At 65.4% G+C, this 25867-nt stretch carries 18 protein-coding genes; 11 read left to right on the top strand and 7 right to left on the bottom strand.

Annotated features, from left to right (window positions below; genetic code table 11):
- Positions 1-144 precede the first annotated feature (144 nt).
- Complete coding sequence (locus tag FIV42_RS30420) at positions 145-297, bottom strand: hypothetical protein (RefSeq protein WP_168210944.1); 153 nt, start codon at positions 295-297, stop codon at positions 145-147.
- Between the two features lie 638 nt (positions 298-935).
- Positions 936-1343 carry a hypothetical protein gene (locus FIV42_RS25575; protein WP_141200437.1) on the bottom strand — a complete coding sequence of 136 codons (408 nt, stop codon included), beginning with the start codon at positions 1341-1343 and terminating at the stop codon, positions 936-938.
- 324 nt (positions 1344-1667) lie between these two features.
- Here FIV42_RS25575 and FIV42_RS30805 point away from each other — a divergent pair, with 324 nt between their 5' ends.
- The 6 genes from FIV42_RS30805 (at position 1668) to FIV42_RS25540 (ending at position 11863) form a co-directional block, all read left to right on the top strand.
- A complete protein-coding gene (locus FIV42_RS30805; RefSeq protein ID WP_222615322.1) occupies positions 1668-3311 on the top strand; it encodes an EGF domain-containing protein in 1644 nt (547 codons plus the stop codon).
- 128 nt (positions 3312-3439) lie between these two features.
- Positions 3440-4486, top strand: coding sequence for a hypothetical protein (locus FIV42_RS25560; protein ID WP_141200436.1), 1047 nt, complete (start codon positions 3440-3442; stop codon positions 4484-4486).
- A 4-nt stretch (positions 4487-4490) separates the two neighbouring features.
- Complete coding sequence (locus FIV42_RS25555; protein ID WP_222615321.1) at positions 4491-5348, top strand: ABC transporter ATP-binding protein; 858 nt, start codon at positions 4491-4493, stop codon at positions 5346-5348.
- Positions 5345-7069 carry a putative ABC transporter permease subunit gene (locus tag FIV42_RS25550; protein ID WP_141200435.1) on the top strand — a complete coding sequence of 575 codons (1725 nt, stop codon included), beginning with the start codon at positions 5345-5347 and terminating at the stop codon, positions 7067-7069. The genes FIV42_RS25555 and FIV42_RS25550 overlap by 4 nt, the downstream gene beginning before the upstream one ends.
- 259 nt (positions 7070-7328) lie before the next feature.
- Positions 7329-8906, top strand: a complete 1578-nt coding sequence (locus FIV42_RS25545) for a hypothetical protein (RefSeq protein ID WP_141200434.1) — start codon at positions 7329-7331, stop codon at positions 8904-8906.
- Positions 8907-8914: 8 nt separating this feature from the next.
- Positions 8915-11863 (top strand): BamA/TamA family outer membrane protein, encoded by a 2949-nt coding sequence (locus FIV42_RS25540; protein ID WP_141200433.1) that lies wholly within the window; start codon positions 8915-8917, stop codon positions 11861-11863.
- Between the two features lie 1976 nt (positions 11864-13839).
- On the opposite strand, the gene FIV42_RS25535 is transcribed toward FIV42_RS25540, so the two are convergent.
- From FIV42_RS25535 to FIV42_RS25525, 3 genes are all read right to left on the bottom strand, one after another.
- On the bottom strand, positions 13840-14319 hold the full coding sequence (locus FIV42_RS25535) for a hypothetical protein (protein WP_141200432.1): 480 nt from the start codon (positions 14317-14319) through the stop codon (positions 13840-13842).
- Positions 14316-14771, bottom strand: a complete 456-nt coding sequence (locus FIV42_RS25530; RefSeq protein ID WP_141200431.1) for a hypothetical protein — start codon at positions 14769-14771, stop codon at positions 14316-14318. Before FIV42_RS25530 ends, FIV42_RS25535 begins: the two co-directional genes overlap by 4 nt.
- 1048 nt (positions 14772-15819) lie before the next feature.
- Positions 15820-16950 (bottom strand): metallophosphoesterase family protein, encoded by a 1131-nt coding sequence (locus tag FIV42_RS25525; RefSeq protein WP_141200430.1) that lies wholly within the window; start codon positions 16948-16950, stop codon positions 15820-15822.
- 95 nt (positions 16951-17045) lie between these two features.
- Here FIV42_RS25525 and FIV42_RS25520 point away from each other — a divergent pair, with 95 nt between their 5' ends.
- Together FIV42_RS25520 and FIV42_RS25515 are read left to right on the top strand one after the other, a co-directional pair.
- The gene (locus tag FIV42_RS25520) at positions 17046-17846 is read left to right on the top strand and encodes an alpha/beta fold hydrolase (protein WP_141200429.1); all 801 of its coding nucleotides are present in this window, start codon (positions 17046-17048) and stop codon (positions 17844-17846) included.
- 22 nt (positions 17847-17868) lie between these two features.
- The gene (locus tag FIV42_RS25515; protein ID WP_141200428.1) at positions 17869-18615 is read left to right on the top strand and encodes an SIR2 family NAD-dependent protein deacylase; all 747 of its coding nucleotides are present in this window, start codon (positions 17869-17871) and stop codon (positions 18613-18615) included.
- Between the two features lie 159 nt (positions 18616-18774).
- On the opposite strand, the gene FIV42_RS25510 is transcribed toward FIV42_RS25515, so the two are convergent.
- The gene (locus FIV42_RS25510) at positions 18775-20526 is read right to left on the bottom strand and encodes a hypothetical protein (RefSeq protein ID WP_141200427.1); all 1752 of its coding nucleotides are present in this window, start codon (positions 20524-20526) and stop codon (positions 18775-18777) included.
- Positions 20527-20688: 162 nt separating this feature from the next.
- Here FIV42_RS25510 and FIV42_RS25505 point away from each other — a divergent pair, with 162 nt between their 5' ends.
- Complete coding sequence (locus FIV42_RS25505; protein ID WP_141200426.1) at positions 20689-22728, top strand: IgGFc-binding protein; 2040 nt, start codon at positions 20689-20691, stop codon at positions 22726-22728.
- A 161-nt stretch (positions 22729-22889) separates the two neighbouring features.
- A complete protein-coding gene (locus tag FIV42_RS25500) occupies positions 22890-24482 on the top strand; it encodes a hypothetical protein (protein ID WP_141200425.1) in 1593 nt (530 codons plus the stop codon).
- Here FIV42_RS25500 and FIV42_RS25495 read toward each other — a convergent pair.
- Positions 24459-24836 carry a hypothetical protein gene (locus tag FIV42_RS25495; protein ID WP_141200424.1) on the bottom strand — a complete coding sequence of 126 codons (378 nt, stop codon included), beginning with the start codon at positions 24834-24836 and terminating at the stop codon, positions 24459-24461. The two genes, FIV42_RS25500 and FIV42_RS25495, sit on opposite strands and share 24 nt — an antisense overlap.
- Positions 24837-25020: 184 nt before the next feature.
- On the opposite strand from FIV42_RS25495, the gene FIV42_RS25490 reads away from it, so the two are divergent.
- Positions 25021-25824, top strand: a complete 804-nt coding sequence (locus FIV42_RS25490; RefSeq protein WP_168210943.1) for a tetratricopeptide repeat protein — start codon at positions 25021-25023, stop codon at positions 25822-25824.
- Positions 25825-25867: the final 43 nt, after the last annotated feature.

Here is a 25867-nt window from a genome sequence, read left to right as displayed (position 1 = left end):
CTCGGAGCAAGGGCATCTTGCCCTCGTAAACTCGGTGCGGGGGCATCTTGCCCTCGTAAACTCGATAGGGGTAGGGACCCCCGGTTCACCGGGCGCCCCTCCCTCCAAACCGTACGTGCGGATTTCCCGCATACGGCTTTCCAGTCAGCGGGTTCCTTTTCGTAAGGACTCGAGTTCCAGCCGTCGGGCTTCGGCCATAAAGAAAAGCCCGTCGTTGGCAAAATAGGCGCTGTTGCCTCCTTTGACGCCCCTTTCGAGCGCCTCGAGCATCCGGTCGGTCCAGATCGCTGGTTCCACCCACGTCCATTGGGTCGGGGTGTCTTCGACTTGTTTAGTCCCGCAGGACACTGACGTCGATTGGTCTTCCATCGCTCTTTTCCTTCCTGATTCCACTTTCCTGCATCCCTTCGCTCCACCTGCTTTCCCAGGTTTCCTCGCTACTACGAATGCTCTGACTTCTGCCGGCGTCTTTTGACCCGTCGGCAGATCTCCTGGATTCATCTAGACAGCCACTAAGAACCATTCTGTCTCCAACCACCATGCACTCCCATCGCGTCACCGTGTGTTCCTTGGTGCGCGTGGCTTCCTTCGAGCGTACGCTCCTGTTTCGTTCCCTCGAACCGAGCCGTGTCTGTTCGGGGCCGTGGGCTTTGGGGTACGGGTTTTGCCCTTCTCCCGTATCTGTTTTACCGCTCGTCGGCATCCGGGCTTCGCCGACCGCACATAGGCTCGCCGAGTGCCTTTGGCTGAATCGAGTTCGCTTTCGCTACGGACTGGTTCTTCGTTACCTCGGTTGCTTCCCACCCCGCCTCGCGGCGACGCAGTTACCTTCAACTTCGGGGCGGAACTTGCCCCGGATGGACTCTCACCATCGCGCTGTCTAAACTCTCCAGCGCACGTGCGGGGGCATCTTGCCCTCGTAGACAATCGCTCCCTCACTCCGACGCACTGTTGATCGTCCGACGCCCCTCTTCGGTCAGCTCCGCCCACAACGTGCGATCTTTCGCAATATTCGGCATGAACCGGTCGAAGACCTGCTTGTCCACATAGATGCTGCTCAACTGGCGCGCATCGAGCGCGTTCGACAACAGCGTAAAGCCGATATCGTCGGTCGTGGCCATGTAGATCTTACGCATCATGCTGCTGCAGCGGTGCACCCACACCAGCCCCTCGTCATCGGGCAACTTCAGCTCATCCTTGCGCTCCGACGCCCCGAGGCGCGCCGCCTCGATATCGCGCATCAACTCCTGATACATCTCGTCGACGAACCGGCGCTCGCCGGAAATCTCGACCTGCACGCCGCGAAAGTTGAACTGGAACCGGACTGTCTCCTCGGACGACATCTGCTACTCCCTCGGTGAGGCTGACGGGGGTGGGGTTGCGACGTTCATGATGCAATGCGTCGGCCAGTGGTGCAAGATGCCCATTCGTCCTTTCTCATGCCTTCTAGGTGTGGCATCCTCGACTTAAACAGACTGAATGTACGGGTGCACAAGTGCGCGCTCAACCCACACTCGCTTAAAAGTGAACGTATCATGAATTGTACAAGGTCGAGAACATTCGCAGCATCGAAGCTCTTCGCGGTGCTTTGCTTTAGTGTACTTATGGCCGCTGGCTGTGGAGACGAAACCGCCGGGGGCGGTCCAGTTAACGAAGCCGACACAGGCGTGGCTGACGCCGCCCTAGACGTCTCCGAGGACACCTCCTCGGAGGACGCGGACATCGACGCGGTTGACGCTCCCGCGCTGAGTGAGATCGGCGAGGTGTGCTCGACCGACGACGAGTGCGAGTCGGGCCGCTGCGAGACGTTCGGCGACACCCAGATCTGCACGACCGACTGTGACGAGACCTGCGAGGGAGAGGCCGTCTCTTGCTTCGAGGGCACCTGCGTGCCGACCGAATACTGCGAAGACCCCGATGGTGACGGCTACGGTCAAGGCCCCGGCTGTGAGGGCACCGAGTGCGACCTGTGCGACACGCACGCCTCGTGCAGCGAGGACGACCAGGGCCAGTGGTTCTGTGCGTGCGATGAGGGCTACACCGGCGACGGCACCACCTGCACGGATGTCGACGAGTGCTCGGACGGCACCGACGACTGCGCTGACAACGCCACCTGCACCAACACCGACGGCTCCTTCACCTGCGAGTGCGACTCCGGATACACCGGCGACGGCACCACCTGCACGGATGTCGACGAGTGCGCCAACCAAATCGACAACTGCGACGCCAACGCTACCTGCACCAACGAGCCGGGCTCGTTCAGCTGTGCCTGCGACTCCGGCTTCACCGGCGACGGCACCACCTGCACCGACGTCGACGAGTGCGCTACCGACACCGACAACTGCGACGCCAACGCCACCTGCACCAACGAGCCGGGCACCTTCACCTGCGCCTGCGACTCCGGCTTCACCGGCGACGGCGTCACCTGCACCGACGTCGACGAGTGCGCTACCGACACCGACAACTGCGACGCCAACGCCACCTGCACCAACACCGACGGCTCGTTCACGTGTGAGTGCCCGTCGACGATGATCGGCGACGGCATCACCTGCCGCTACCCGACCTCGTGCATGGACGCGCTCAACAACAGCATCAACACCGGCGACGGCACCTACACCATCGACGCCGACGGCACCGGCGCGAACGCCCCCTTCGACGTCTACTGCGACATGACCACCGACGGCGGCGGATGGACCCTCCTGGGCACCCAGGTCAACCAGGACGGGCAGCGCAACTGGGATTCGCAGTCGGTCATCACCGACGCGACGACCTTCGGAAGCATCGCCAACCGGCACAGCGCCGACTTCAAGTCTCCCGCCTGGACCACCGTGGCCGGCGACGACCTGATGCTCAACAACGCCGAGTACAACCTGGGCTACCGCGGACTCCTCGGCAACATGACCTACGACGCCCATATCAACGCCAACTGGCCGTCGACGTGCAACACCACCTGGATGCGCTCGGGTGCCGACTTCGGTCGCAACCTCACCCAGACCCAGCTCGACACCTTCGGCTACACCTACCGCGGCCACGACAGCAACGCCGATTGCTTCCCCAACGGCAACGAAAACACCGCCATCTCGGTGCTCGCCGCCGACTGCTGCTGGGTCGACGGCCTGTCGAACACGCCCTCGGGCCAAGCCACCTGGCAGACCGAGGACCACTCCATGGTCAAGCTGAGCAATATTGTTCCGCAGGCGTGCACCACCGGACAGTGGCCGTGCAATGACAATGGACTGAGCCAAACCCAGTCCGCCCAGTGCTACGATGCCAGCTGCAAAGTGGTCTGGGTCGAGGTCTTCGTTCGCTGAGCCATGCGAAGCTTCGATGCGACGGCGCACCTCGAACGGTTCCCGTCGCATCGAAGCTTCAATGATGAACCCTTGTCATCTACAATCCCCACGTCGACTCACCCAACCCACACCGTGAGAGTATCCCGTTGAAGCTGTTCGACGTAGTTGGCGCCCTGGTCGTAGCCGCCTGGGTGGTGCTCGCCGGCATGTACGTCTACGACGCCGAGTTCTCCGAGCCGTCCGCGGCCCAGGGGATCGACGGCGAGTTTTCGATGCACGAGGGCGAGACTTGGCTGGTGCTTCGCCGTGAGGGCAAGGAGGTCGGCTTCGTCCACCAGACGCGCACCAACCTGGGCGACGGCTGGTTGCTCGAGTACGACATGCTCATGACCATCCAGCTGCTCGGCACCGAGCGGGCGATCGACACCACCGTCAAATCTCGCCTCGACACGGACGGCTACCTGACCGAGTTCACCGCCGACGTCAAAGCCTCGGGCCGCTCCTTCAAGGCCAAAGGCGAGGTCGACGGCAAGACTATCAGCACCACCCTCAACCTGCTCGGCGAGCCCAAGACGCAGACCATCGAGCTGCAGGACAAGCCCCGCCTGTCCACCAGCGCGTTCAACCAACTGTTGGCCTCGGGCGATATCGAGGCCGGCGACGAGTTCTCCGAGCGCTTCTTCGACCCCACCACCATGCAGATGACCGAGATGGTCATGCTCTACAAGGGCAAGAAGACCGTCGACGTGTACGAAGAAAAGGTGCCCGCCCACCACATCCTCCAGAAGGTCGCCGGCAACGAGCTCGACGTCTACGTCGACGACAAGGGCGAGATCCTCATCCAGGAGTTCCCGCTGCGCATGGTCGGCGCGCGCGTGCCCGCCGAGCTCGGCCGCACTCGAGCCTCGTCGATCCGCCGCAAGCTCGAAGAGCGCAAAAAGCAGCAGAAGACAAAGCCCGGCGCCGGCCAATTCGACTTCAACCTGGGCACGGCCATGGAGCTTCTGGGCGGCCAGGTCGCCCCGGAGAAGGTCGGCATCGGCGCGCCTGATGAGGCCGAAAAAGCCGACGAGGCCGAAGACACGCAACAAGCCGACGGCGCCGACGACGCCCAGAAAGCCGACGAGAAGACCGACGATTCGGGCACCGACGAAGCCGCAGGCAGTAACGAAGACAACGCAGGGACGGACTGACTGTATGACTGAGACAGCAACCGCGACCGCCGAACAATCCGACCGGCAGGGCTACATCGTCCAGCTTCGAAAGCTCCACAAAAAGTACGGCGAGTTCACCGCCGTCGACCATATCGACCTCGACGTGCCCTACGGGCAGGTCTTCGGGGTGCTCGGCCCCAACGGGGCGGGCAAGACGACGACGCTGCGCATGATCACCGGGCTGCTCAAGCCCACCTCGGGCAGCATCACCATCGACGGGCACGACATGGGCGAGGACTCGGTGGCCGCCAAGAGCGTCACCGGATTCATCCCCGACCGCCCCTACGTCTACGACAAGCTCACCGCCTTCGAGTACCTCAAGTTCATCGGCGGGCTCTACAACATGCCCTCGAAGCGCATCGCCGAGCGCATGCGCGAGATGCTCGAGCTCTTCGAGTTGCGCGAGTGGGGCGACAGCCTCATCGAGAGCTTCTCGCACGGCATGAAGCAGCGCCTGGTCTTCGCCGGCGCCCTGCTCCCCAAGCCCAGGCTCCTGGTCGTCGACGAGCCGATGGTCGGCCTCGACCCCAAGGGCCACCGGCTCATCAAGAACCTCTTCAAAGAGCTCGCCCACGAGATCGGCATGACGGTGCTCTTGTCGACGCACACCCTCGAGGTCGCCGAGGAGGTCTGCGACAACATCGTCATCATCAACCACGGCAATATCATCGCCCGCGGCACGCTCAACGAGCTCAGAACCGAGTCCGGCGAGGACGACGGCTCCCTCGAGCAGGTCTTCTTGCGGCTGACCGAGGAGAGCAAAGAGGAGCGCGCCCAGGCCGTGGCCGAGCGCTTCGGCCACGAGTACGACGCCTCGGAGGACGGACGGGGGACGCCGTGATCAGCAACCTCATCGGCGTAAAGCTTCGCATGGCCCGCGGCAGCCTGCGCTCCGAGCAGGACGGCCGCTTTCGCGGCCCGGTCTTCCTCGCCTTGAGCATTCTCTTCTGGGTGATGCTCTTTCGCGGCAGCCTCTGGCTCGTCGAGCAGGCCATCACCATCGAGCCGGTGGGCGAGCTTCTCATCCAGAAGCTCTTGTCGATCGCCTTCCTGGTCTTTTTCGGCCTGCTCGCCTTCTCGAATATCGTCACCGCCTTTACGACCTTTTATCTGGCCGACGACCTGCAGTTCTTGATGTCGAAGCCGATCCCACGCGACTCGCTCTTCAGCTCGCGCTTTATCGAGTCGCTGACCCAGTCGTCGTGGATCGTCTTGCTCTTCGGCCTGCCCGTCTTCATCGCCGCCGGCGTCGGCGCGAACGCCCCCTGGCACTACTACGCCATGCTCGCGGGGGTGCTGCTACCTTTCGTGGCGCTGCCCACGGCCTTTGCCACCCTCGTGGCGCTGCTCGTGACCAATATCCTGGAGGCGAACCGCACCCGCGACGCGATGCTCTTCTTCGGGCTGGTCGCGTTTTCGATCCTCTTCATCATGGTGCGCGCGCTTCGCCCCGAGCGCCTGCTCAACCCCGACAGCTTCGAATCCATCGGCGAGATGCTCAACCTGTTGAGCGCGCCGACGAGCGCGTATCTGCCCAGCGACTGGTGCATGAACGCGGTCATCCCCGTGCTCTTCAACTCGGGCAGCCCCGACTGGTGGTCGGTGGCCATGCTCTACAGCACGCCCGCCGCGCTCTTCTTCGTGGCCGCCTGGTGTCACCGCAAATGGTACGAGCGCGGCTACTCGAAGGCCCAGGAAGGCCGCCACGGCGCCAGCCTCTTGCAGGTGGTGCGCGACTGGCTCCTGCAGCGCACCGCCGAGATGCGCGGCGACCTCGACGAGAACCTGGACGAGCTCGACAAGGCCGGCTCCAAGATCGTGTCGCCCTTCAAGATGCTGGTGAAGAAGGACCAGAAGATCTTTTTGCGCGACGCCAGCCAGTGGTCCCAGCTGCTGGTCGTCGTCGCCATCATCGTCATCTACCTGGTCAACTACAAATACTTCGAGGTCGCCGCCGACGAGCGTCTGTTCGGCGACGTGGGCCTCTTCTTCTTCAACCTGGCCGCCTGCGGCTTCGTCGTCGTCGCGCTCTCCGGGCGCTTTTTGTTTCCCTCGGTCAGCATCGAAGGCCGCAGCTTCTGGCTCATCTTGCAGGCGCCCATCTCGCTCGAGAAATTCCTCGTCGGCAAGTGGATCGGCGCGATGCTCCCGGTGGTCGTCGTCGGCCAGCTCCTCATCTGGGCGTCGAACCTGCTGGTCGTACAGAACTGGTTCTTGATGCTCGCCGGCAGCCTGCTCATCTTCATCTTGTCGATGTCGGTCGCCGCCATGGCCGTGGGCCTGGGCGCAGTCTACCCGCAATTCCACAACCCCAACGCCGCCAAGATCGCGTCGAGCTTCGGCGCGGTCATCTACATGATCTCGGGCATGATCGTCATCCTCATCGTGCTCGCCTGCACCTTCCGGGTGACGATGCATTGGGGCGCGGTCATCGACGGCAAGAACGCCTGGCCCATCGGTGGAATACATTACGTGTTGACCGTCATTGGTCTATTGCTACCGTTCGCCGTGGCGGCCGCCACGATCCGACTCGGCGCGGGGTCGCTACGCCGGCGGATGTAGGCGTCTTGGCGGGTGTGCTGGCAAGAGTGTTGGCCTTGCAGATGCGTCACGCCTGCTACATAAGCATCTAAGGACATAGGGGCTGCGCGCCGCCACTCACGGATGATACGCAACCCCTTTTAGGCACTGCGAGCCGCCACTTTTGGACGATACGCAACCCCTATGTCCTTAATTGCCTATGTAGCTGGCGCCACAACCCCACAAGGCGATCGTTTCGTCTTGCAACGCGACATCTCCCCAACCAACCCTCAAGAATCCAATGCCCGCAGATCCCCAAAAACCCACCACGGCCTGGAAGCTCCGGAACGCCCTCAAGCCCCCATTCACCCTCGACTTGGTGTGGCTGGTCGTCCCCTTCGCCCTCGCCCTGATCTGCTTCGGCCTGCTCCCGCTGCGCTCGTGGGACTATTGGTGGCATATCACCATGGGCCGGCTCATCCACTACTGGGGCGCAGTGCCTGCGGCCAACCATTTCCTGTACACGATGGAGGCCGACGCCCCCTCGTTCGTCCAGCCCTGGCTGTCGCAGTGGGCCCTCTTCTGGCTGCACGACACAGGCGGCCTGCAGCTCGCCTTGCTCGCCCGCAACCTGCTCGCCGCCGTCGTCTTCGGCTGGGTCGGCCTGTGGACGATGAAACGCAGCGGCTCGGCCATGCGCGGCGCGGTGCTCACGCTCGTGGGCTTCCTCATCGCCTTCCAGCTCATCGCCGCGCGCACCCACATGTTCGTGTGGCCGCTCTTCGTGCTGCTCGTCTGGCTCGGCACCCGCGTTCGCACCCGCCGCGCGCCGCTATGGCTGCTCGTGCTCTTTCCGGCCGCGGCGGCCCTGTGGGCGAACCTGCACGGCTCGTTCTTCGTCGTCGGGGCGATCGCCTTGGCCTTCGGCGCCGCCGCCGGCCTCGACCGCTACACCGGCGCCCACGAATTCTCGGCGACGCGCGTCTTCGCCTGGACCGCCACCTTCGCCGCCTCGCTCGCCGCGCCGCTCATCAACCCGCGCGGCTCCGAGATCTACGGCTACGTCTTCGACCTGATGACCAACGCCGAGATCCAGTCGACGGTCACCGAGTGGATGCCCACGACGTTCACCAACCCCGCGGGCATCGGCATCGTCTTCTACCTCGTGCTCGCCGCCGGCGCGTTCTTGTTCTGGCGCGCCCGCGACGAACTCGACGCCGCCGACGTCCTGCTCTTTGCAGGGTTCGCCATCGTCGCCGCCTTCTCGGCGCGCGGGCTCATGTGGTTCGGCCTCGCCGCGCCCATCACGCTCGCCCCGTACCTGAGCCTCGATGAAGCTGGGCGACAGGACGCGCGACAAGACACGCCGCCCATGGTGCTGCGCGTCGTCAACCTGCTCATCGCCCTCGCCTTGCTCGCCGCGGGCATCCTGCTGCAGCCGGGCACGACCTGGCACCGCGACATCGTCACGACCTACCAGCCCATCCCGGTGCGCACGCGCGCCCCGTTGGCCGGCCTCGTGACCGCCGAAACGCCGGTCGCCCACACAGAGCTCTTGCGTAAGTACCGCAAAGGGTTGCATATTTTCCACGACCAGAAGTACGCGGGATTCCTGACCTTTCACCTGACGGACGCCAACCCGCAGCAACTGGTCTTCGTCGATCAGCGCATCGAGCTGCCGCCCCAGGACGTCTGGCGACTCTACGAGACGGTCATTGATACGCCCGCCTGGAGAGGGGTTTTCCAGCAATTCGAGATCGACGCCGCCGTCTTGAGCCTCGAGCGCCAAGCCCCGCTCGTCGAGCGCATACGCGCCTCCGACGACTGGGCGAACGTCTACGAGGACGAGCACAACATCTTATTCGTACGCCGAGACTGAGTCACACTTTGCCGAACCGTTTCCACCGCCTCCTGGCCGCACTCCTGACGCTCTTTGCGTTGACGCTCCCCGTGCGCGCCACGGCGCTCGACGACCCCGACCTCGAGTACTACACCCTCGAGACGCCCCACTTCTACGTCCACTACTACTCGGGGCTCGAAGACTTCGCCCACCGCGTGGCCAAGGTCCACGAGGAGGCGCATATCATCTTGTCGCCGCTGCTCGACTGGACACCGGCCGACAAGACCCACGTGGTCATCACCGACAAGACCGATACGGCCAACGGCTCGGCCAACGTCTACGGGCGCAATCGTGTGGTCATCTACAGCATGCCCCCGGAGCCCGAGGGCGTGCTCGGCTACTACGACGACTGGCTGCGCATCCTCGTCTACCACGAGTACGTCCACATCCTGCACCTGGACACCACTACCGAGGAAGCGCCCATCATCAACTCGGTTATCGGCAAGCAGCTCAACCCCAACCAGGTCTTGCCCCGCTGGTATATCGAGGGCCTAGCCACGATGTACGAGTCGCACCGCACGGGCACCGGGCGCATCGAGAGCTCGCTGTTCCAGATGTGGCTTCGCACCGCCGCCCTGGAGGAGAAATTCTTCACGCTGGGCACCGCCACAGGCTCGCCGGTCGAGTGGCCCATGGGCAGCGCCGCGTACCTGTACGGCGGCTTCTTCATGGACTACGTCACCGAAACGCGCGGCCAGGAGTTCGTGCGCAAGTTCAACCACGAGTACGGAAGCCGGCTCATCCCGTTCAGCCTCAACCAGACCGCCGAGAAGGCCGGCGGCGAGACCTTCCACGAGCTGTGGCGAGAGTGGACGGCCCACGAACAGGCCGACGCGTTAGCCAAACGCATCGCCGTGCGCGCCAAGGGCCAGACCCAACTCGACTTCGTGACCTCGGGCGGCGGCGGAAACCGCTACCCCACGCCCCGGCCCGACTCCGGCCAGATGAGCTTCCACCGCGCCGACCTCGAGTCGCACGCCGCCTTCTCCGTCACGCGCACCACCGGCACCGACCACGACGTCCTCTTCGAGGTCAACGGCGCCAGCGGCCCGCACGACTGGACGCCCGACGGCGAGTCGCTCGTGTACGGCCGGCGCACCATCATCGAGAACGTCTACGCCTTCTCGGACCTGTACGTGCGCAACCTCGACACCGGCCGCGACCGCCGCCTGACCGAGGGCGAACGCGCTCGCGAGCCGGCCGTCTCGCCCGACGGAGAGCGCATCGCCTACGTGCGCAACACCCACGGCTCCATGGAACTCGCCGTGCGCCCGCTGGCCTCGGGCCCCGGCAAAAAGAGCGAGGTCCTCGTCGGCTCGAGCAAGTGGCCCGGCGACGACGAGCGCCACTGGCAACAGATCTCGCAGCCCACCTGGCGCCCCGACGGCAAGGCGCTCGTCTTTAGCTGGTGGCGCCTCGACACCCGCCAACGCGACCTGTGGCTCTACGAGTTCGACAAACCCGCCGGCGAGCGGCTGACGAACCTGACCGACGACGCCGCCCACGACCTCGACCCGCACTTTGCCGACGACGGCAAGCTCTACTTCGCCTCCGACCGCACGGGCATCTACAACGCCTACGTGATGGACCTCGACGCCCAGAAGACCTGGCAGTTGAGCAACGTCGTCAACGGCGTGTTCAGCCCGCGCCCGTCGAACGACGGCCAGTGGATCTACGTGTCCGCCTACACCTCCGACGGCTACGAGATCGCCCGCTTCCGCAAGCCGACGAGGCTGTGGCGCGAAGCCCCCGAGAGCTACGCCGGGCCCGCCCGCCGCGACTACCCGCACGTCGACACCTCCGACTGGGTCACCCACGACTACCAGCCGTGGCGCTGGCTCGCCCCGCTCTTCTTCACCCCCGAGCTGTCCGTGCTCTTCAGCGGCACGGGCGTCGGCGGCACCCTGCAGGGCTACGACCCCATCAGCCACCACGGCTGGGCGCTGAGCGCGCTGTGGACCACCGGCCCCAACCTCACCGACAGCAGCTCGCTTCTCAGCGGCTCGTACGCCTACGGCGCGCTCCCCGTCGACCTCGGGGTGAGCGCCAGCGTGCGCACCTTCCCCGACACCCGCAGCCTGGTCGCCGAGAACCGCTACATCCCGTTCACCGAGCGCGCCTACTCGCTCAGCGGCCGCGCGAGCTACCCCATCCGCAGCGTCGACGACTCGCTGCGCCTGTCCACGAGCGTGGGCGTGCGCTTCAACGAGTTCCTCGACGAGCCCCAGGTCGACCACGACCCGGCCGACATCGAGCCGCGCTACCCCGACCACGGCTTCTCGGGCGACCTTCGCCTGTCGCTCTCCTACAGCGACCTCGAGTATTACCCCCAGGGCGTCAGCGTCACCGACGGCTGGCACACCCACATCTCGTTCAACCTGCAAAACGACCTGTCCGACACCGACATCAACTCGGTCAGCCTGACCTACGGGCTGGGCGCCTACGTCTCCATCCCCTGGTTCGACCACCACGTGGCGGCCATCAAGATGAACGGCGGCATCATCCGCTCGAACTTCCCCGGCTCACGCGGCTTTGCCATCGGCGGCTACTCCCCCCAGGACATCCTCACCGACCTCGTCCTGCAGCAACCCAGCGGCCAATTCGCCCTGCGCGGATACCCGCCCGGGTTCACCCGCGGCTCGCAATACCAGGTCTGGTCGGGCGAATACCGCTTCCCCATCCACAACTTCGACCAGGGCTTCTCGACGGTCCCGGTCTTCTTCCGCCGTCTCAAAGGCCAACTCTTCGCCGACGTCGGCGCCGCCTACGACGGCTACCTCACCGACGCCGACCTGCTCAGCTCGGTCGGCGGCGAAGTCCAACTCGACGCGACCTTCGGCTACTTCTTGGGCGGCGCGCTGCGCCTGGGCTACGCGCACGGGTTGGACGAGGGGGGCGTGAGCGAGTGGTATTTGCGGTATGGCGGGGGGTTTTAGTGGGGTGACACCGAAGTGAGATTCAACCTTTCGGCGAGGATAGCGCCGCCAGATTCGGATGCGAACCCCGCAGGCGATGCAGCGCATCGTCGAGGAGTGAGCGCCGAAGCTGGTGGTGCTAGTCCGGCGAAGGTGAATCGAATCTCGGTGTCACACCACTAGGGCGGGTTGAACTGCAAAGGTCGCGAACGCCTTTGGAGGCAGGGCATCTTGCCCTGATAGCAAGGCCGCACGCTCCTGCAACCAGCGCTGGAAGCGCTGCCTCCAAACGACGGCGGCCTTCTGCGACAGCCTCGTCTCGACCGCCGGCGGCGCATTATGCGGGTTGACCGTGCTCCGGCCCGCCGCACGTGTTGGGCCGGTCGCACCTCGTCCACGCAAGCCGACGCGAGACGCGTCGCGGCGGCGCAGAGCACCGCGCCCCGACCCCATTAGGGCGCTCAACCTGGCCGGGGCGCTCAGCCTGGCCGGGGCGCGGTCGTCTCGACCGCCGGCGGCGCCTCTGGCCCGCCGTACGTGGACGAGCGCCGCACCTCGACCACGCAAGCCGACGCGAGACGCGTCGCGGCGGCGCAGAGCACCGCGCCCCGACCCCATTGGGGCGCTCAGCCTGGCCGGGGCGCTCAGCCTGATCCGGGCGCGGTCGTCTCAAGGCTGTCACGAAAACCTTTGGAGGCAGGGCATCTTGCCCTGGTAGCAAGGCCGCACGCTCCTGCAACCAGCGCTGGAAGCGCTGCCTCCAAACGACGGCGGCCTTCTGCGACAACCACTGCCAGGCTGCATGGGGGCGGCGGAGCCGGGGGTTGCCCTTTAACCCCCGCGACGTTCCTCAACCAGCGAGCTTCGCGAGCGCGCGGCGCCTCCGTAGCCTCAGCTATTCGACCCGGCACCACAAATTCACACCCGCGTCTTCGCCGGTGGTCTCGGCACGTTCGAACCCACACTCCCCGGTTTCCAGACACACCGCCTGATCCGACCTCCTGAAACCGGCTTGGTCGAACCACTGCTGGCACTGCACGTCGTCGCTGCAACTATCCGTGCAAAAGCGCCGCGAGCACAACGGATAAACTGCCTCAATATCCCAGCAATTGCCGGAAGCACACCGACTATCCTCGTCGCAGGGCGTCCCAACCGGCAGCCCGACGCCGTCGACGCCGAGGTTGGCCCAAATCATCGTGCCCGGATGCAGCTGGAGGTCCGGCCTCTCGCGTTCGAAGTACCCAATGACGACACCATGAGGGTCCCACTGTTGCAGTCGAAGCGTCCCATCTTCGCTCCACGACCACCTTCCGAGGTATAGATCCCACTGCTCACACTCGTACGAAACCAAGCGCGGACAGCTCTGGTCTGTTTCTTCCAGCGTCATCACGCACGTTTTGTGGCATTCGTCGCCACAAGAGCCATCGTGGGTCAGCACGACTCGGCCCATGCCGTCTCGCTGCCCCTCCCAGATGGCCGGGCCGGAGCTCGTCCAGTGGCTCCCGAAGGCGTCTTGCACCCGAAGATCGGAATCGACCTGACATTCCGTCGGGAGTCCAGGTGCGTCCGCTGCGGCATCTTCACTGGACGGCTCGACAGCCGAGCCGCACGCCGCAAGGAGAGTCGCCGCGGCAAGAAGCCACGTCGGTGACGGCCCAACAAGCGAAACGGATTCAGACGACTCGAGCTTCATAACCCACCAGTGACCAAAGTAGCGTGAAGATGCTTACACAGGAGATGTTCGCTGCAAGCACCACGCCAACGAACAGTAACGAGGGTTTCGCGAAACGGATCTGCAATGAACGGGGTTCTCGGGGGTGAACCGCAACGGTCGCGAAGGGCGCAAAGAAAGCAAAGGGGAGCTTCAGCTCACGGCGCCACGTCTTTCAGGAGCGCGGCATGCCAGGCCGCAATGGGGGGGCGGAGCCGGGGGCTGTTGTTTAGCCCCCGCGACGTCGCCCAACCAGCGAGCATCGCGAGAGTGGCCTCGCGAGTCTCTAGCGCTCTCCCACCAAGTGAATGGTCTCATCGATCGGCTCGCCGAACGTGACCGCCAGGTCGAAGGCGATCGAGCCGTACGGGTCGCCGGGATCGCGAAACCAAATCCGCCCTTCTGCACGTTCGGCCACTGCTTCGGCGGCCGCGGGGCTCGCATCACAGCGCGATTCACTCACATGAATCTCGTCGAGCAACCATCCCTCCGGCACCTCCACGTCGTAGCCGGCATCCTCGCCGGGCCACCACAACTTGGCATACACACACTGGCCGCCGTCGGAGCGCTCGGCGTAGATATTGATGATATCACAACAGCCCATCGGCTGGTCTGCGAACGTGTACTCGTACGCGCTGCTCGCAGCATCTGGCTCCGACTCGGCGTCGGGCTGGTCGTCGAGTTGCCAGCCCTCGCCTGTGTCGTCGCTGCAGCCGGCAAAAAACGCCAGCGCCGCAATCAGTACCGCGTTGCGAACAATGCTCATTGCGACTCTCCTTGCCGCCCATCTTGGGCCGCCAGTTGCCGACACAAGTCTTCACACGAAATGCTCGTGTAACAGACGTCTCCAGCCTCGGGTGGCGTCCACCTCGCCGGCCACATCCCGGACATCGACCAGCACCGCCCCTCTTCATCGACGCGAGAGACGATCTGCTCGGTCGGAGTGAACTCGACCCCGCCCGGATAGGTCTCGGCGTTACAGGTCACCGTCTGATAGTCGTGGCACCAGTAGCCGCGGTGCTGCAGGTGCACCGAACCGCTTATGCAGCCGCCGTAGGTGCGCGGCTGTGTCGAGACGAGCTCGCAGAAACTCGCCGCGGTTCCACTCTCCGGGCGAGCGCCTTCGGCCTGCCCGCTATCGCCGCAGCCGGCCGTCGCAAACAGCGCGGCCAACGTCAGCGGTGTGATTGCTCGGATGAAGTGCCTGCGCCTGCTCATGTTGTCGCTCCGCCCACTAAGAGTCCTCGATTGCGCACAAATTGGTGTGCAAATCCCGATCCGTTAGTGACCTTACGAGCGAGGTCGTGTGGGTTGAACCGCAGAAGACGCAAGGGCTTTAGGAGGCCGGGCATCTTGCCCTGGTAGCAAGGCCGCACGCTCCTGCAACCAGCGCTGGAAGCGCTGCCTCCAAACGACGGCGGCCGTTTGCGACAGCCTCGTCTCGACCGCCGGCGGCGCATTATGCGGGTTGACCGTGCTCCGGCCCGCCGCACGTGTTGGGCCGGTCGCACCTCGTCCACGCAAGCCGACGCGAGACGCGTCGCGGCGGCGCAGAGCACCGCGCCCCGACCCCATTGGGGCGCTCAGCCTGGCCGGGGCGCTCAGCCTGATCGGGGCGCGGTCGTCTCGAGACTGTCGCGAAAGCCTTTGGAGGCAGGGCATCTTGCCCTGGTAGCAAGGCCGCACGCTCCTGCAACCAGCGCTGGAAGCGCTGCCTCCAAATGCTGCAAGCGCGGCCTCCAAACGACGGCGGCCTTCTGCGACAACCACTGCTATGCCCGAGGTGCGATCGCATCGGACAAATCGATCAGAGGCCATGTCTCACGTGCGAGGGCATTGCCGATAAAAAAAGACCCCCTTGTCTCACGTGCGATCGCATTCTCTCGCCAAAATGATGCCCGATCACCAGGTGTACGGGCACCCCGTCGCCAAAATGATGCCCGATCACCGGGTGCAAACGCATCGACTCTCCGACACGATGCCCGATCACCTGAGACAAGCCCTCCGGCCAGCTCCGATGATGCCCATTCCCCTGAAACATCGCCTCCGGCGCGTTCCTCCCGAGCCCTCGCACCTGGAACATCCCCTCAATTCGCCGAGCCGACGGGCTCGCACCCGGGAAGAGCCCATCCATGCGAAAGAGCGATGCCCTCGCAACCAATGCAACGGCTTTTGAGGCCTATGCGGCCTGGCATGCCGCGCTCCTAGAGATCGCCGCGCTCCTGAAAACCGTGGCGCCGTGACCCCACACCCCCCCTTTGCTCCCTTAGCGCCCTTCGCGACCTTTGCGGTTCACATGCCGTTCCACATCGTCACGCCAAATCTTCTGCCCCCCCGACCCGAGCGACTCCGGCAACCCCGACCGCTCGATCTTGCGATGCTCGCTCGCCTCGTACGCCTCCACCACGATCTCGCCGTCCGGCGAGATGTCGACGACGGCCACGCTCTTCTCGCTTGTGTGGTCGGTGCCCACGAGCGTGCGCGGCCCCGAGCCCAAACACGCCATGCTCACCAGGCGCAGCTCGTCGCGGCGGCCCGGGTAGTAGGCGTGGTGGTGGCCGCTGAGCATCAGATCGACGTCGTGCTCGGCGAAGAGCTCTTCGAGGGCCGTGTCGCCCAGGATCTCGGTCTTGCGCTCCTCGGAGAACGGGTACAGGGGCACGTGACCGAAGACGACCTTGGCCTTCTTGTCGCGGTGGCGCTCGAGCACGCCGCGAAGCCAGCGGCGCTGGGCAGCGTCGATGGGGCCGGTGACCGTGGCGTCGAGCGAGATGAACAGGGCCGGCCCGATTTCGAAGGCGTAGTACAGCGGGTAGAACGCGTCGTCGACGAAGCGCACCTTCGGGCGGTGGCGCTTCCACTGCTCGACGAAGGTGATGCGCTCTTCCATGAAGACCGCGCCCGCTGAGGCGTCGTGGTTGCCGGGGGTGACCATGAACGGAATGCCCGCGCGGGCCAAGGGGCGGGTGACCGCGGCGTGGAAGCCCGCCCACATCGCCTCGTAGTCGAGGCCGCGCTTTTGGCCGGCGACCATGTCGCCCGTCGAGAGCACCGCGTCGGGTCGGATGTCGTCGACGAGCCAGCGCACCGCGCCGTGAACCTCGTCGCGGTAGTGCGTCGAGCCGTAGCTTCCGTTGAGGTCGGAGACGACCGCGATCCGAATGCTGCGCGCGCTGTCGTCGGGCTCGGAGGGAGCCTCCACGGCCGGCGCGGGCGTCTTGGCCGCAGGCGCGCTTGTCGTCTGGGTTTGCGCGATCAGCTTATCGCCGTCGTCGGGCTTGGGCGGGCCGGCGGCCTTGGTGCAAGCCACGCTCAGCGCGCCCGTGACGAGCGCCGTAGTGATCAGTGTTAAGAGGAGCTTTCGCATCAAGGCAATCAGCGGGGCAGACAGAAGCATTCGAGCCCGGATTGTCCGTGCGGGTGGCCCTCTTGTCAAAAATTGTGCATAGTCTGCGGGCCAAGACCATTTCCCGACGCACGACTCCCAACGCCATGCCCAAGTTCACCACCTTCGACGGCACCACGCTCCACTACAAAACGACCGGCTTCGACAACGACGGCGACGTCCTCGTCTTCCTCAACGGGATGACCCAGTCGACGGCCCACTGGAACAGCCAGGCCAAGGCGTTCGCCGAGGCCGGCTACCGCGTGCTCACCTACGACGCGCGCGGCCAGGGCGACAGCGAGCTGGGCGACGCCGAGCTCACGCTCGACCAACACGCCCACGACCTCGACGCGCTGCTCGACGAGCTCGAGGTCGACCGCGCCCATCTGGCCGGGTTCAGCCACGGCGCGCGCATCGCGCTCGGCGTGGCCAACTACCACGCCGACCGCCTGGGCAAGCTCGTCTTGTGCAGCGCGACCGCCCGGCCCACCGCCCTCGCCCGCACCATCGTGCGCGCCTGGCACGGCGTGCTCACCAACGGCGGGCTCACCGCCATGAGCTGGAGCGCGCTGCCCACCATTTTGGGCAACAACTTTCTGGAGAAGAACGAGAATATCCTCAAGGGCATCGTCAGGGCGTCGGTGCAGCGCAACAGCGAAGAAGGCGTGCGCGCGCTGCTCGAGGCGATGATGGACTACCCCGACCTGTCCGATCTGGCCAAGAACGTGTCCACCCCCACCCTGGTGGTGTCGGCCGACAAAGATCTGCTCGTCACCCCCGAGGGCGCACGCGAGCTGGCCGAGCTGGCCGGCGGCGAGCACGCCCTGGTCACGGGCGTCGGGCACACGATTCCCATCGAGGCCCCCGAGGAATTTAGACGGTTGGTTCGCGAGTTTTTGGAACGCTAATGCTGCCCCACCGGAATCATTGATGGACAAACGCAAACTGAAACGCGCCGCCGAACTCATCGACCGCGCCGGGCATATCCTGGTCTTCGCCGGCAGCGGGCTGTCCGCCGAGTCGGGCATCCCCACCTTTCGCGGCGAAGACGGCATGTACTCCAACCCCGACGTGCTGCGCTACGCGCACGCCGACGCGCTTCGCGAGGAGCCCGAGGCCGCCCTGGCCTGGTTCCAGAAGATGCGCGACATGATCGACGACTACGAGCCCAACCCGGGCCACTACGCCCTCGCCCGCATCTGCGCCGAGCGCGACTGCACCATCGCCACCCAGAACGTCGACCGCCTGCTCGAGAGCGCGTTCTTGCGCGAGGGCCTCACCAAAGAAGGCATCTGGCACCTGCACGGCTCGCTGTTCCGCTCACGCTGCGACGTGTGCGACGAGCCCCTCGAGGAGCCCCCTACCGACTACACCGCCGCCGAATGCGACGAATGCGGCGGCATCATCCGCCCCGACGTCACCCTCTTCGGCGAAATGCTCCCCGAGGCGCCCTACCTGCGCGCCCAGGGCGCCGCCCACGTCGCCGACGTGGTGCTCCTGCTCGGGACCTCGGGCATCGTCTACCCCGCCGCCACGATCCCCGGCCTGGCCCGCTCACACGGCGCCAAGCTCATCGAGATCAACCCCAACCCGACCGAATTGTCTGAGATTGCCGATGTGGTGATTCGGGGGAAGACGGGGGAGGTGTTGCCGGAGATTGATCGCCTCTTGGCGTAAGCAGTCCCGTGAACGTGCACCTGAACGTAAACGGCCTTTTCATCTGCAATGAACACAAACGAAGGACTGCTTTCCGGCTGACCGATGTAGCTCAACCGAAGCTATCTGGGTTCTCGAAGTCACTGCAGGTTTAACTGCCGTTCAGGTGCACGTGCACGTTCACGTTTCTTGGCCCCCCACCCCCAACGCATGAAACGCATACGCCAACTCATTGGCGAGCAGACTCCAAAACAACTGCGCCCCAAACCCCGTCCACCACAACCAACTCGTCGACCGCTCGACCTCCAGCGAGATCACGCCCAGGGGCTCGCCGCCAAACGAGATCGGGTACGCCAGGGTCGCATACGACGACGAGCGCGCCGGCTTGTAGTAGTCGGACAGGCGCACCCAGCCGGTCTCATCGGCCACGCCGGCGGCCTGCGGGCTGCGCGCGTCGATGACCACGCCGCGGGTCTCGTCGACGAATAGGTAGTTCTTGAAGGCGAGTTGGTCGCCCTCGCCGCGGCCGCCGGCGAGCACCAGCGGGCGGTTGATGCGCACCGCCAGGCTCGACACGCCCGAATCGGCGTGCTCGCCGAAGTCGACGTCGACCGGCAGGTTCAGCTGCTCGAAGTGGGTCCAGCCGTGGGGGTGGGCGTAGCGCAAAAAGCGCTTCTGAGCGCCGTTGTCGCCCTCGCGGCGCATATACGCGATGGCGAAGCTCGGGATGTCGACGTGTTCCACGATCAGCGAGGTGACCTCGCCGATGAGGCTCTCGACGCGGGCGTTCGCGCCGTTCGAGCCGACGATCGCCTCTTCGAGGGCCGCGCGCGTCTGGCGCAAGATCCACAGCTTGCGCGCGTTGAGCGTGTACAGCGGCGAGTAGCGAAGCATCGAACTGAGGTTCTGGCTCAGCTCGTCGAGGATGTCGCGCGTCGAGGCGGCGAGTTCGCGCCGGTGCTTGTAGACGAGCGACACGAACCCCAGAAGCTCGGTCTCGGAGACGTCGTGGGCGAGCAACGGCACCAACACGTACATCGACTCGTCGGCGCGCTCCTCACAGTGGTGGAAGGAGGGGACGCAATCGTCGCCGTCTTCGATCGCGCACCAACTCTGCGGGTCGTCGTCGGAACGCACGTAGATCTGGATCGGCTGCTCGGGGTCGCGGGCCTGTCGCTCGACGGCTTGGCCCAAGAACCCCGCGGTCGCATCGGAGAGGCTTACCGACATGCCCACAAGCCGGCGCGGCGCGCCTTCGTCGTCGTCGCAGTAGAGGCGCTCGGCCAGGAAATCGAAGCGCGACTCGCCCGACGAGCCGAGCGTCATCGCCTCCAAGCTGCTCGTCATGAGCATCGCCGCGGAGTGATCGCAGCCGGTCCACTCGGGCAGATGCTCCATGAGCCCGTACAGGGTCGTCTTGATGGGCAGCGTCTTCATGTCGTCGAAGAAGAGCCGCATGGCGTTGCGGCGCGCGGCGCGGATTGCCTCGGTCGCCTGGGCGGCGAGCTGGCCGAGGCCGTCGGGGCCCATGACGTCGGCTTCGTCGACGAGCGCGAAGCCGAGCAGCACGCGGGCCTCGCCGCCGGAGACGGGCGTGTCCAACAGCGGCACCAGGTCGTAGACGACCGTATGCCCGCTCTCGCCGCGCTGCTCGACGTGCAGCCGCCCGTCGCCCTGCCGGTAGATGCGGCACAGGTCCTCGAAGGTCCAGGCGACCTCGACGATCTCGCAGCGCGCGATCGAAGCGTCGAAGGTGGCCGATTGCACCTCGCTATTCTCGAAGCCCACCGTCACCAGCACGCGCGCACGGCGCTCCTGCTCGAGCCAGGTGGCCAAATAACGGTGAAAGTGAAAGGCGAGCACTTCGGCGCCGCCCTCAGTGAGCTGAGGAGCGCCGGTGTAGCGAATGGCGTCGATATCGGGTCGAGTCATGACTACTCCCTGCCCCACAGCAAACCCGAGAGGCAAAGACATGATAGAACGGGATCTTCGGACGGGCTTTTTACCACACTGCAACTTTTCGTATAGTGCCACCTGAGAAAGATCAGTCGGGCGCGCCCCGGCCGAGCTCCTCCAGCGAGCACGGATTTGGAAATGATGACCCGCATATGGTGCCGCATTCTGCCGATTTTCGCCACCCTTGCCGTGGCGGTCGTGGTGTGTGGCTGTGAAGGCGAGCCGGAGCTCGGCCCCACGGGGGTATCGGGCGGGAGCGGGCCGTCGTTGCGACCCGATCTGGGCTACGTCGACGCCGGCGGGGACGCCGGTCCGAACGATCAGCCTCTGCGCTCGTATTGTCGCCCCGGCGAGCGCCGCTGCCTGTTCGAAAATAGTCCCCTCTTCGAGCAATGCGACCTCGACGGCGAGCGCTTCGAGGTCGACGCCTGCGCCGCCGGCGAGATGTGCCGCACCGGACGCTGCGTCGACTTTGCGTGCGCCCCCGGAAAGGAGCTGTGCGTGGGCACCCAGACCCGGGCGACCTGCGCCGAAGACGGCCGCAGCGTGCGCGACGCCGCCCGCTGCGAGGGCGCAGGCGATATCTGTCGCGGCGGCGAGTGCATCGACGCCTGCGCGGCGGCCGAGCGCGAGCAGTCGTATATCGGCTGCGAATATATCGCCCGCGAGCTCCCCAACGCCTACCGCTACGGCGGCGAGTCGGACGAGGAGTCGCCCTTTGCCATCGTGGTGGCCAACCCCGATCGCCTCCTCGACGCCGAGATCACCATCACCGACCCCGACGGCACCCCGTCGAAGCTCCTCGAGCAGGTCGACGTCACGTCGAGCGACAGGCTCCCCAACCAGAGTTACCGGGTGACCGTGCGCTCCGAGATCTTGTCTCGCAGCGGCACCTCTCGCAGCGGCACCAACCAGATCGAGTCACCGGCGGCATCGGTGTCAGTCCCGCCTCAGGCCGCCGCGGTCTTCTTGATGGATCCGGGCATGCCCAAGCGCATGCGCTCGTATCGGGTCGAGAGCACGCGACCCATCATCGCGTACCAATTCAGCCCGTACTGCTGCAATTTCACCTACACCAACGACGCGAGCCTGCTGCTCCCGACGACCACCCTCGGCGAGCGCTACCGCGTGCTCGGCTTCCCGTCGCTCGTCTCCGAGAACAGCACGTCGATCTCGAACGGTACGATGACCGTCGTCGCCCAGGAAGACGGCACCGAGGTCGAAATCGACAGCCCCATCGACCTGCGATTCAGCGACGACTGGTTCCCCAACACTCACTGGAGCGACGACCTCGTGCGCCTCGACGCCGGCGAGTCGATCACCTTCGGCACCGCCAGCACGGCGGGCGACCCGAGCGTCAACCGCGACCTGTCGGGCACCGTCGTCGAGGCGAACAAGCGCATCGCCGTCTTCGCCGGCCACGAGTGCACCTTCGTGCCGCAGGACGAGTGGGCTTGCGATCACCTCGAAGAGCAGATGCTGCCGGCTCAGACGCTCGGCAAGCGCTACCTGCTCACGCCGACGCGCCGGCGCGGCTACAAGCACGGCCAAACCATCGGCCACGAGGCGGTCTACTGGCGACTGGTCGCCGACGAGGACAGCACGATTACCTTCGAGCCGCCGCTCGAATCGCTCACGCTTGCCAGCCGCTCCAACGACGCGACGCCCAGCTGCCGCGCCAAGCTCGAGGACGGCCGCGTCCGGCTCGCCGCCGGCGAGGTCTGCGAGTTCGGCACGATGAAGGCGGTCGCCGTGGAGAGCACCGGCACGCTCATGGTCGGCGGGATCATCAGCGGCCACCAGTCGACGGGCATGCTCAGCTACGGCAGCCACGCGGGCGATCCGTCTTTTTTCGTGGTGCCGCCGGTGGAACAATTCCGCACCGGCTACAGTTTCGTCTCCCCGCCCACCTTTGCTCGTAACTACGTGGCCGTGGCCTTGCCCCAGGGCGGCGCGGTCGCGCTCGATGGGGTGGCGCTCGCCCCCGAGGCGCGCTTGGGCCTTCGGCAGGTCGACTTGGGCGGCAAGACGTGGGACATCTTCAACGTTGCCATCGAAGCCGGCTACCACACCATGGAGTCGAGCGAGCGTTTTGGCATCGTCGTCTACGCATTCGACGACTACGTAAGCTACGCCTTCCCGGGTGGGCTCGACCTGCTGCCCAAGGGGAGTCGCTAATGAGATTTCGTCTGCACACTGGCTCGATTATGGCGCGCACCTTGTCGGCTTCACTAAGAACCGGGTCGGCTTCACGAAGAACCGGGTCGACTTCACGAAGAACCTGGTCGACTTCACTAAGAACCTGGTCGACGTTTTTGGTCACCTGCGGGCTGCTCGCCATGGCTTCGACGGCCGCGGCCGAAGACGGCGTGGCGATCATCCCCAACGGCGGCGCCACCGAGGCGCGCGTCTTCGACCTCGACACCTCCCAGGCCGACATTCGCGTGCGCGACCGCGGCAGGCGCCAACTGGTCAGCGACGCGTTGGGGCCGGTGGCCATCCGCGACCTCAAGATCTTGCCCGACGACGCGAACTTGCTCAGCGACGTCGACGGCCGCGGCATCGCCATCACCGAGACCGACGGCAGCTTCTCGTACAGCTTCGCATCGGCGACCGAGCGCCCCAGGGTCACGAGCGCCTCGGTCACCGCCTACGCCGGTCTGGGCGCCCCGACGCGCGTCCTCGTCACCGACAGCAATCGTTCGCTGGCGTTCGTGGTCGACCCGCAGAACGACGAGTGGGTCTGGCAGCAGAGCTTCGCCATGCCCGGCGCGCGGGCAACCTTCGCCCAGGCAATCGCGCTGCCGTCCCAACGCGCGGCTTTCGGGATCAACTGGACGGCGCTCGGACTCTCGGCGGTCGACGTCTACACGGTACAGTCGGGCGAGCCGACCACGATCATTCGACGGCTCGCGAGCGCCCAGCACCCCGACCCGCCCCCAGAAACGGTCATCGTCCCCGAACTCGCCGAGCTGCGCGACCTGATGGGGCTCCCCAACGGCAACCTTTTGGTGACGACACGCTTTGGCTTGAGCGAGATCACGACCGAGGGCGATGTGGTCTGGAAGGTCGACATCGGCGAGTCGGCCGAGCTTCGCGGCGAGTTCGCGACCGCCCGGCTCGTGCCGTCGGGGAGGATTGCCGTGGCGACCTTCGAGCCAGGAGTATGGACGAGTCCGCACGAGCACCACCGCGTGCATTGGCTGTCGGCCTCGGAGCTCGAGAGCGAGCGCATCGAGGTTCTCGCCTCGACCGACGCGCTCGAGGCGGCGCCGGCGCGCATCGAAGTCGCCGACGGCCACGGCGGTTCGGGCACCTTCGGCTACCGCCCCGGCCTCGACGCGGTCGGCTCGGGTGAATTGAGCGATCTGGAGATGGCGCGCGACCTGGCGTTCAACGCCGCCGAGTACGCCCACGGCGACTGGATGTTCGCCTCGGCGCTCCTGGAGAATACCGGAACAGACACCGTGACCGTCTCACAGGCGAGCATCCTCGCCACGCCGGGCGCATGCGGCGCGTCGACGCAGGCGCCGAGAGCCATCGTGGAGGCCACGGCCTTGGAGATCGGCGCCGGCGAGACCTTCGAGCTGCAGGACAGCCTCGAGATCGACGACAGCTTCACGTTGGGCCGCTGGTGCGCCAAGGTCGTGCTGCAAGACGTCGCCGGCAACACCGTCGAGCTGGGCACGCCCGGGACCTTCGACGTCGTCGAGGACACAGGCGGCGGCTCCTCGACGGTCATTGTTCGCGATCTGGGCCACTGGAGCGCCGACGCAGCCGACGTCGGAGTCGACATGGGCGTGGGCGACGCGGGCCAAGACCCCGAGCCGGGCTGTGCGTGCTCGGCGTCCGGCCGTTCGGTGGAATTGAGCTGGGTAGGCTTGCTCTTGTGGGGCGCCGGCAGCCTCTTATGGCGACGCCGACGCCTCTGAGTCCTGACCCTCCTTCCACTGCGCCTTCCACGACTCGAAGCGCTGTTCGATGGCGCGGGCGAGGTCGAGTTCGTCAGCCTTGCCCCGCTTTCTGAGCTCGACGGTGTCGATAGGCTGCCAGCGCTCCTCGCCGTCGATCTTCGTGCGTCGCTCCCACTGCGTCGTCACCTTGAGCCCCATCGCCCCGGGCGCCGCCCGCACGACCCGCGAGGCGAGCCTCCGGCGCAGGTTCGGGCCCACCGACTCGTACTCGGACGTCACGATCAAGAACTTGTCCGACGACAGCGCCACCGGGATCTCACGGCTCTCGTAGGTCGACACGATCGCCTGGTAGAGAATTTCTGGCGGACTCATCTCGTCCATCCCTGTAGGCGGCGGTGTTTGAGGAGCGGTGGCACAGCCCGCGGTGAACAAGGTGCTCACCAGGGTCACCAGAAGAATTGCCGCAGCGTGCTTTGCCAACCGCCACCGTCTGCCATAAAGTGATCGCATCTTTGGTTCATCCGTTCGCTGGAGGAACATGTCTGTGAAGCTCTCAATGAAGTTCAAATCCGCCTGCATCGTCGGCTCGGTCGCTCTCGGTCTTCTGTCGGGCTGCTCGTCGACGCCCGATAAAAAAGAAGAGAAGGCCAAGGCCGTCGAGACCACCGAAGCCGAGCCCAAGACTTCGGCCCAGGAGTTGTTCATCCAGGGTAACAAGAAGCTGGATGAAAAAGATTTCCCGGCCGCTATCGCCCTGTACGACAAGGCGCTCGAGCGCGACGACCAGCGCTGGGATATTTACATGAACAAGGCGATTGCGCACTCGGCCAAGCAGCAGTTCTCCGAGGCGATCGCGGCCATGGATCGCGCGCTAGCCACCGGCGGCGACAAAGAGGCGCAGGTCTACTTCAACCTGGGCAATATCTACCAAAACCGCGGCCTATACGCCCAGTCGATCAAGGCGTACAAGACCAGCCTCGCCGTGGGCGACGGCCAGAGTATCGACACGCTCGTCAACCTGGGCGGCGCGCTGGCGCTGATGCGCGAGTACGACAAAGCCGTCGAGACCTACAACCACATCCGTTCCCTCGCCCCCGACGACCCTCGCCCCTACGTGGGCATGGGTGTCGTCGAGCAGGCCCGCGACAACAACAAGCTCGCCGTCGAGTTCTACGAGCAGGCCCAGCAAATCGATCCGGACTTCGAGCAGGCCTGGTACAACCATGCCGCGGTGCTCGCGGACATGAAGCGTTACTCGGATGCGGCACAATCGTATCGGCGGTACCTCGAACTTGCACCCGACGGGCCGTATGCCAAGCGGGCGCGTGCCAGCCTCCGGCGTCTCAAGTCCAAAAACTGAGGATTTTGCACATCCTTGACGCTCTGCGTTGTGGGCCTACTGG

Origin of the sequence: Persicimonas caeni, from assembly GCF_006517175.1 — a bacterium.
In the GTDB taxonomy this organism is placed as follows: Bacteria; Myxococcota_A; Bradymonadia; order Bradymonadales; family Bradymonadaceae; genus Persicimonas; species Persicimonas caeni.
This window is presented reverse-complemented; position numbering and strand designations above follow the sequence as displayed.

What these genes read in the sequence shown, in the direction of transcription:
- FIV42_RS25500 (WP_141200425.1), top strand. Translation starts at nt 22,890, where the DNA reads ATGGCTTCGACGGCCGCGGCCGAAGACGGCGTGGCGATCATCCCCAAC.
- FIV42_RS25520 (WP_141200429.1), top strand. Translation starts at nt 17,046, where the DNA reads ATGCCCAAGTTCACCACCTTCGACGGCACCACGCTCCACTACAAAACG.
- FIV42_RS25575 (WP_141200437.1), bottom strand. Translation starts at nt 1,343, where the DNA reads ATGTCGTCCGAGGAGACAGTCCGGTTCCAGTTCAACTTTCGCGGCGTG.
- FIV42_RS25510 (WP_141200427.1), bottom strand. Translation starts at nt 20,526, where the DNA reads ATGACTCGACCCGATATCGACGCCATTCGCTACACCGGCGCTCCTCAG.
- FIV42_RS25505 (WP_141200426.1), top strand. Translation starts at nt 20,689, where the DNA reads ATGATGACCCGCATATGGTGCCGCATTCTGCCGATTTTCGCCACCCTT.
- FIV42_RS25530 (WP_141200431.1), bottom strand. Translation starts at nt 14,771, where the DNA reads ATGAGCAGGCGCAGGCACTTCATCCGAGCAATCACACCGCTGACGTTG.
- FIV42_RS25555 (WP_222615321.1), top strand. Translation starts at nt 4,491, where the DNA reads ATGACTGAGACAGCAACCGCGACCGCCGAACAATCCGACCGGCAGGGC.
- FIV42_RS25495 (WP_141200424.1), bottom strand. Translation starts at nt 24,836, where the DNA reads ATGAGTCCGCCAGAAATTCTCTACCAGGCGATCGTGTCGACCTACGAG.
- FIV42_RS25515 (WP_141200428.1), top strand. Translation starts at nt 17,869, where the DNA reads ATGGACAAACGCAAACTGAAACGCGCCGCCGAACTCATCGACCGCGCC.
- FIV42_RS25545 (WP_141200434.1), top strand. Translation starts at nt 7,329, where the DNA reads ATGCCCGCAGATCCCCAAAAACCCACCACGGCCTGGAAGCTCCGGAAC.
- FIV42_RS25535 (WP_141200432.1), bottom strand. Translation starts at nt 14,319, where the DNA reads ATGAGCATTGTTCGCAACGCGGTACTGATTGCGGCGCTGGCGTTTTTT.
- FIV42_RS25525 (WP_141200430.1), bottom strand. Translation starts at nt 16,950, where the DNA reads ATGCTTCTGTCTGCCCCGCTGATTGCCTTGATGCGAAAGCTCCTCTTA.
- FIV42_RS25490 (WP_168210943.1), top strand. Translation starts at nt 25,021, where the DNA reads ATGAAGTTCAAATCCGCCTGCATCGTCGGCTCGGTCGCTCTCGGTCTT.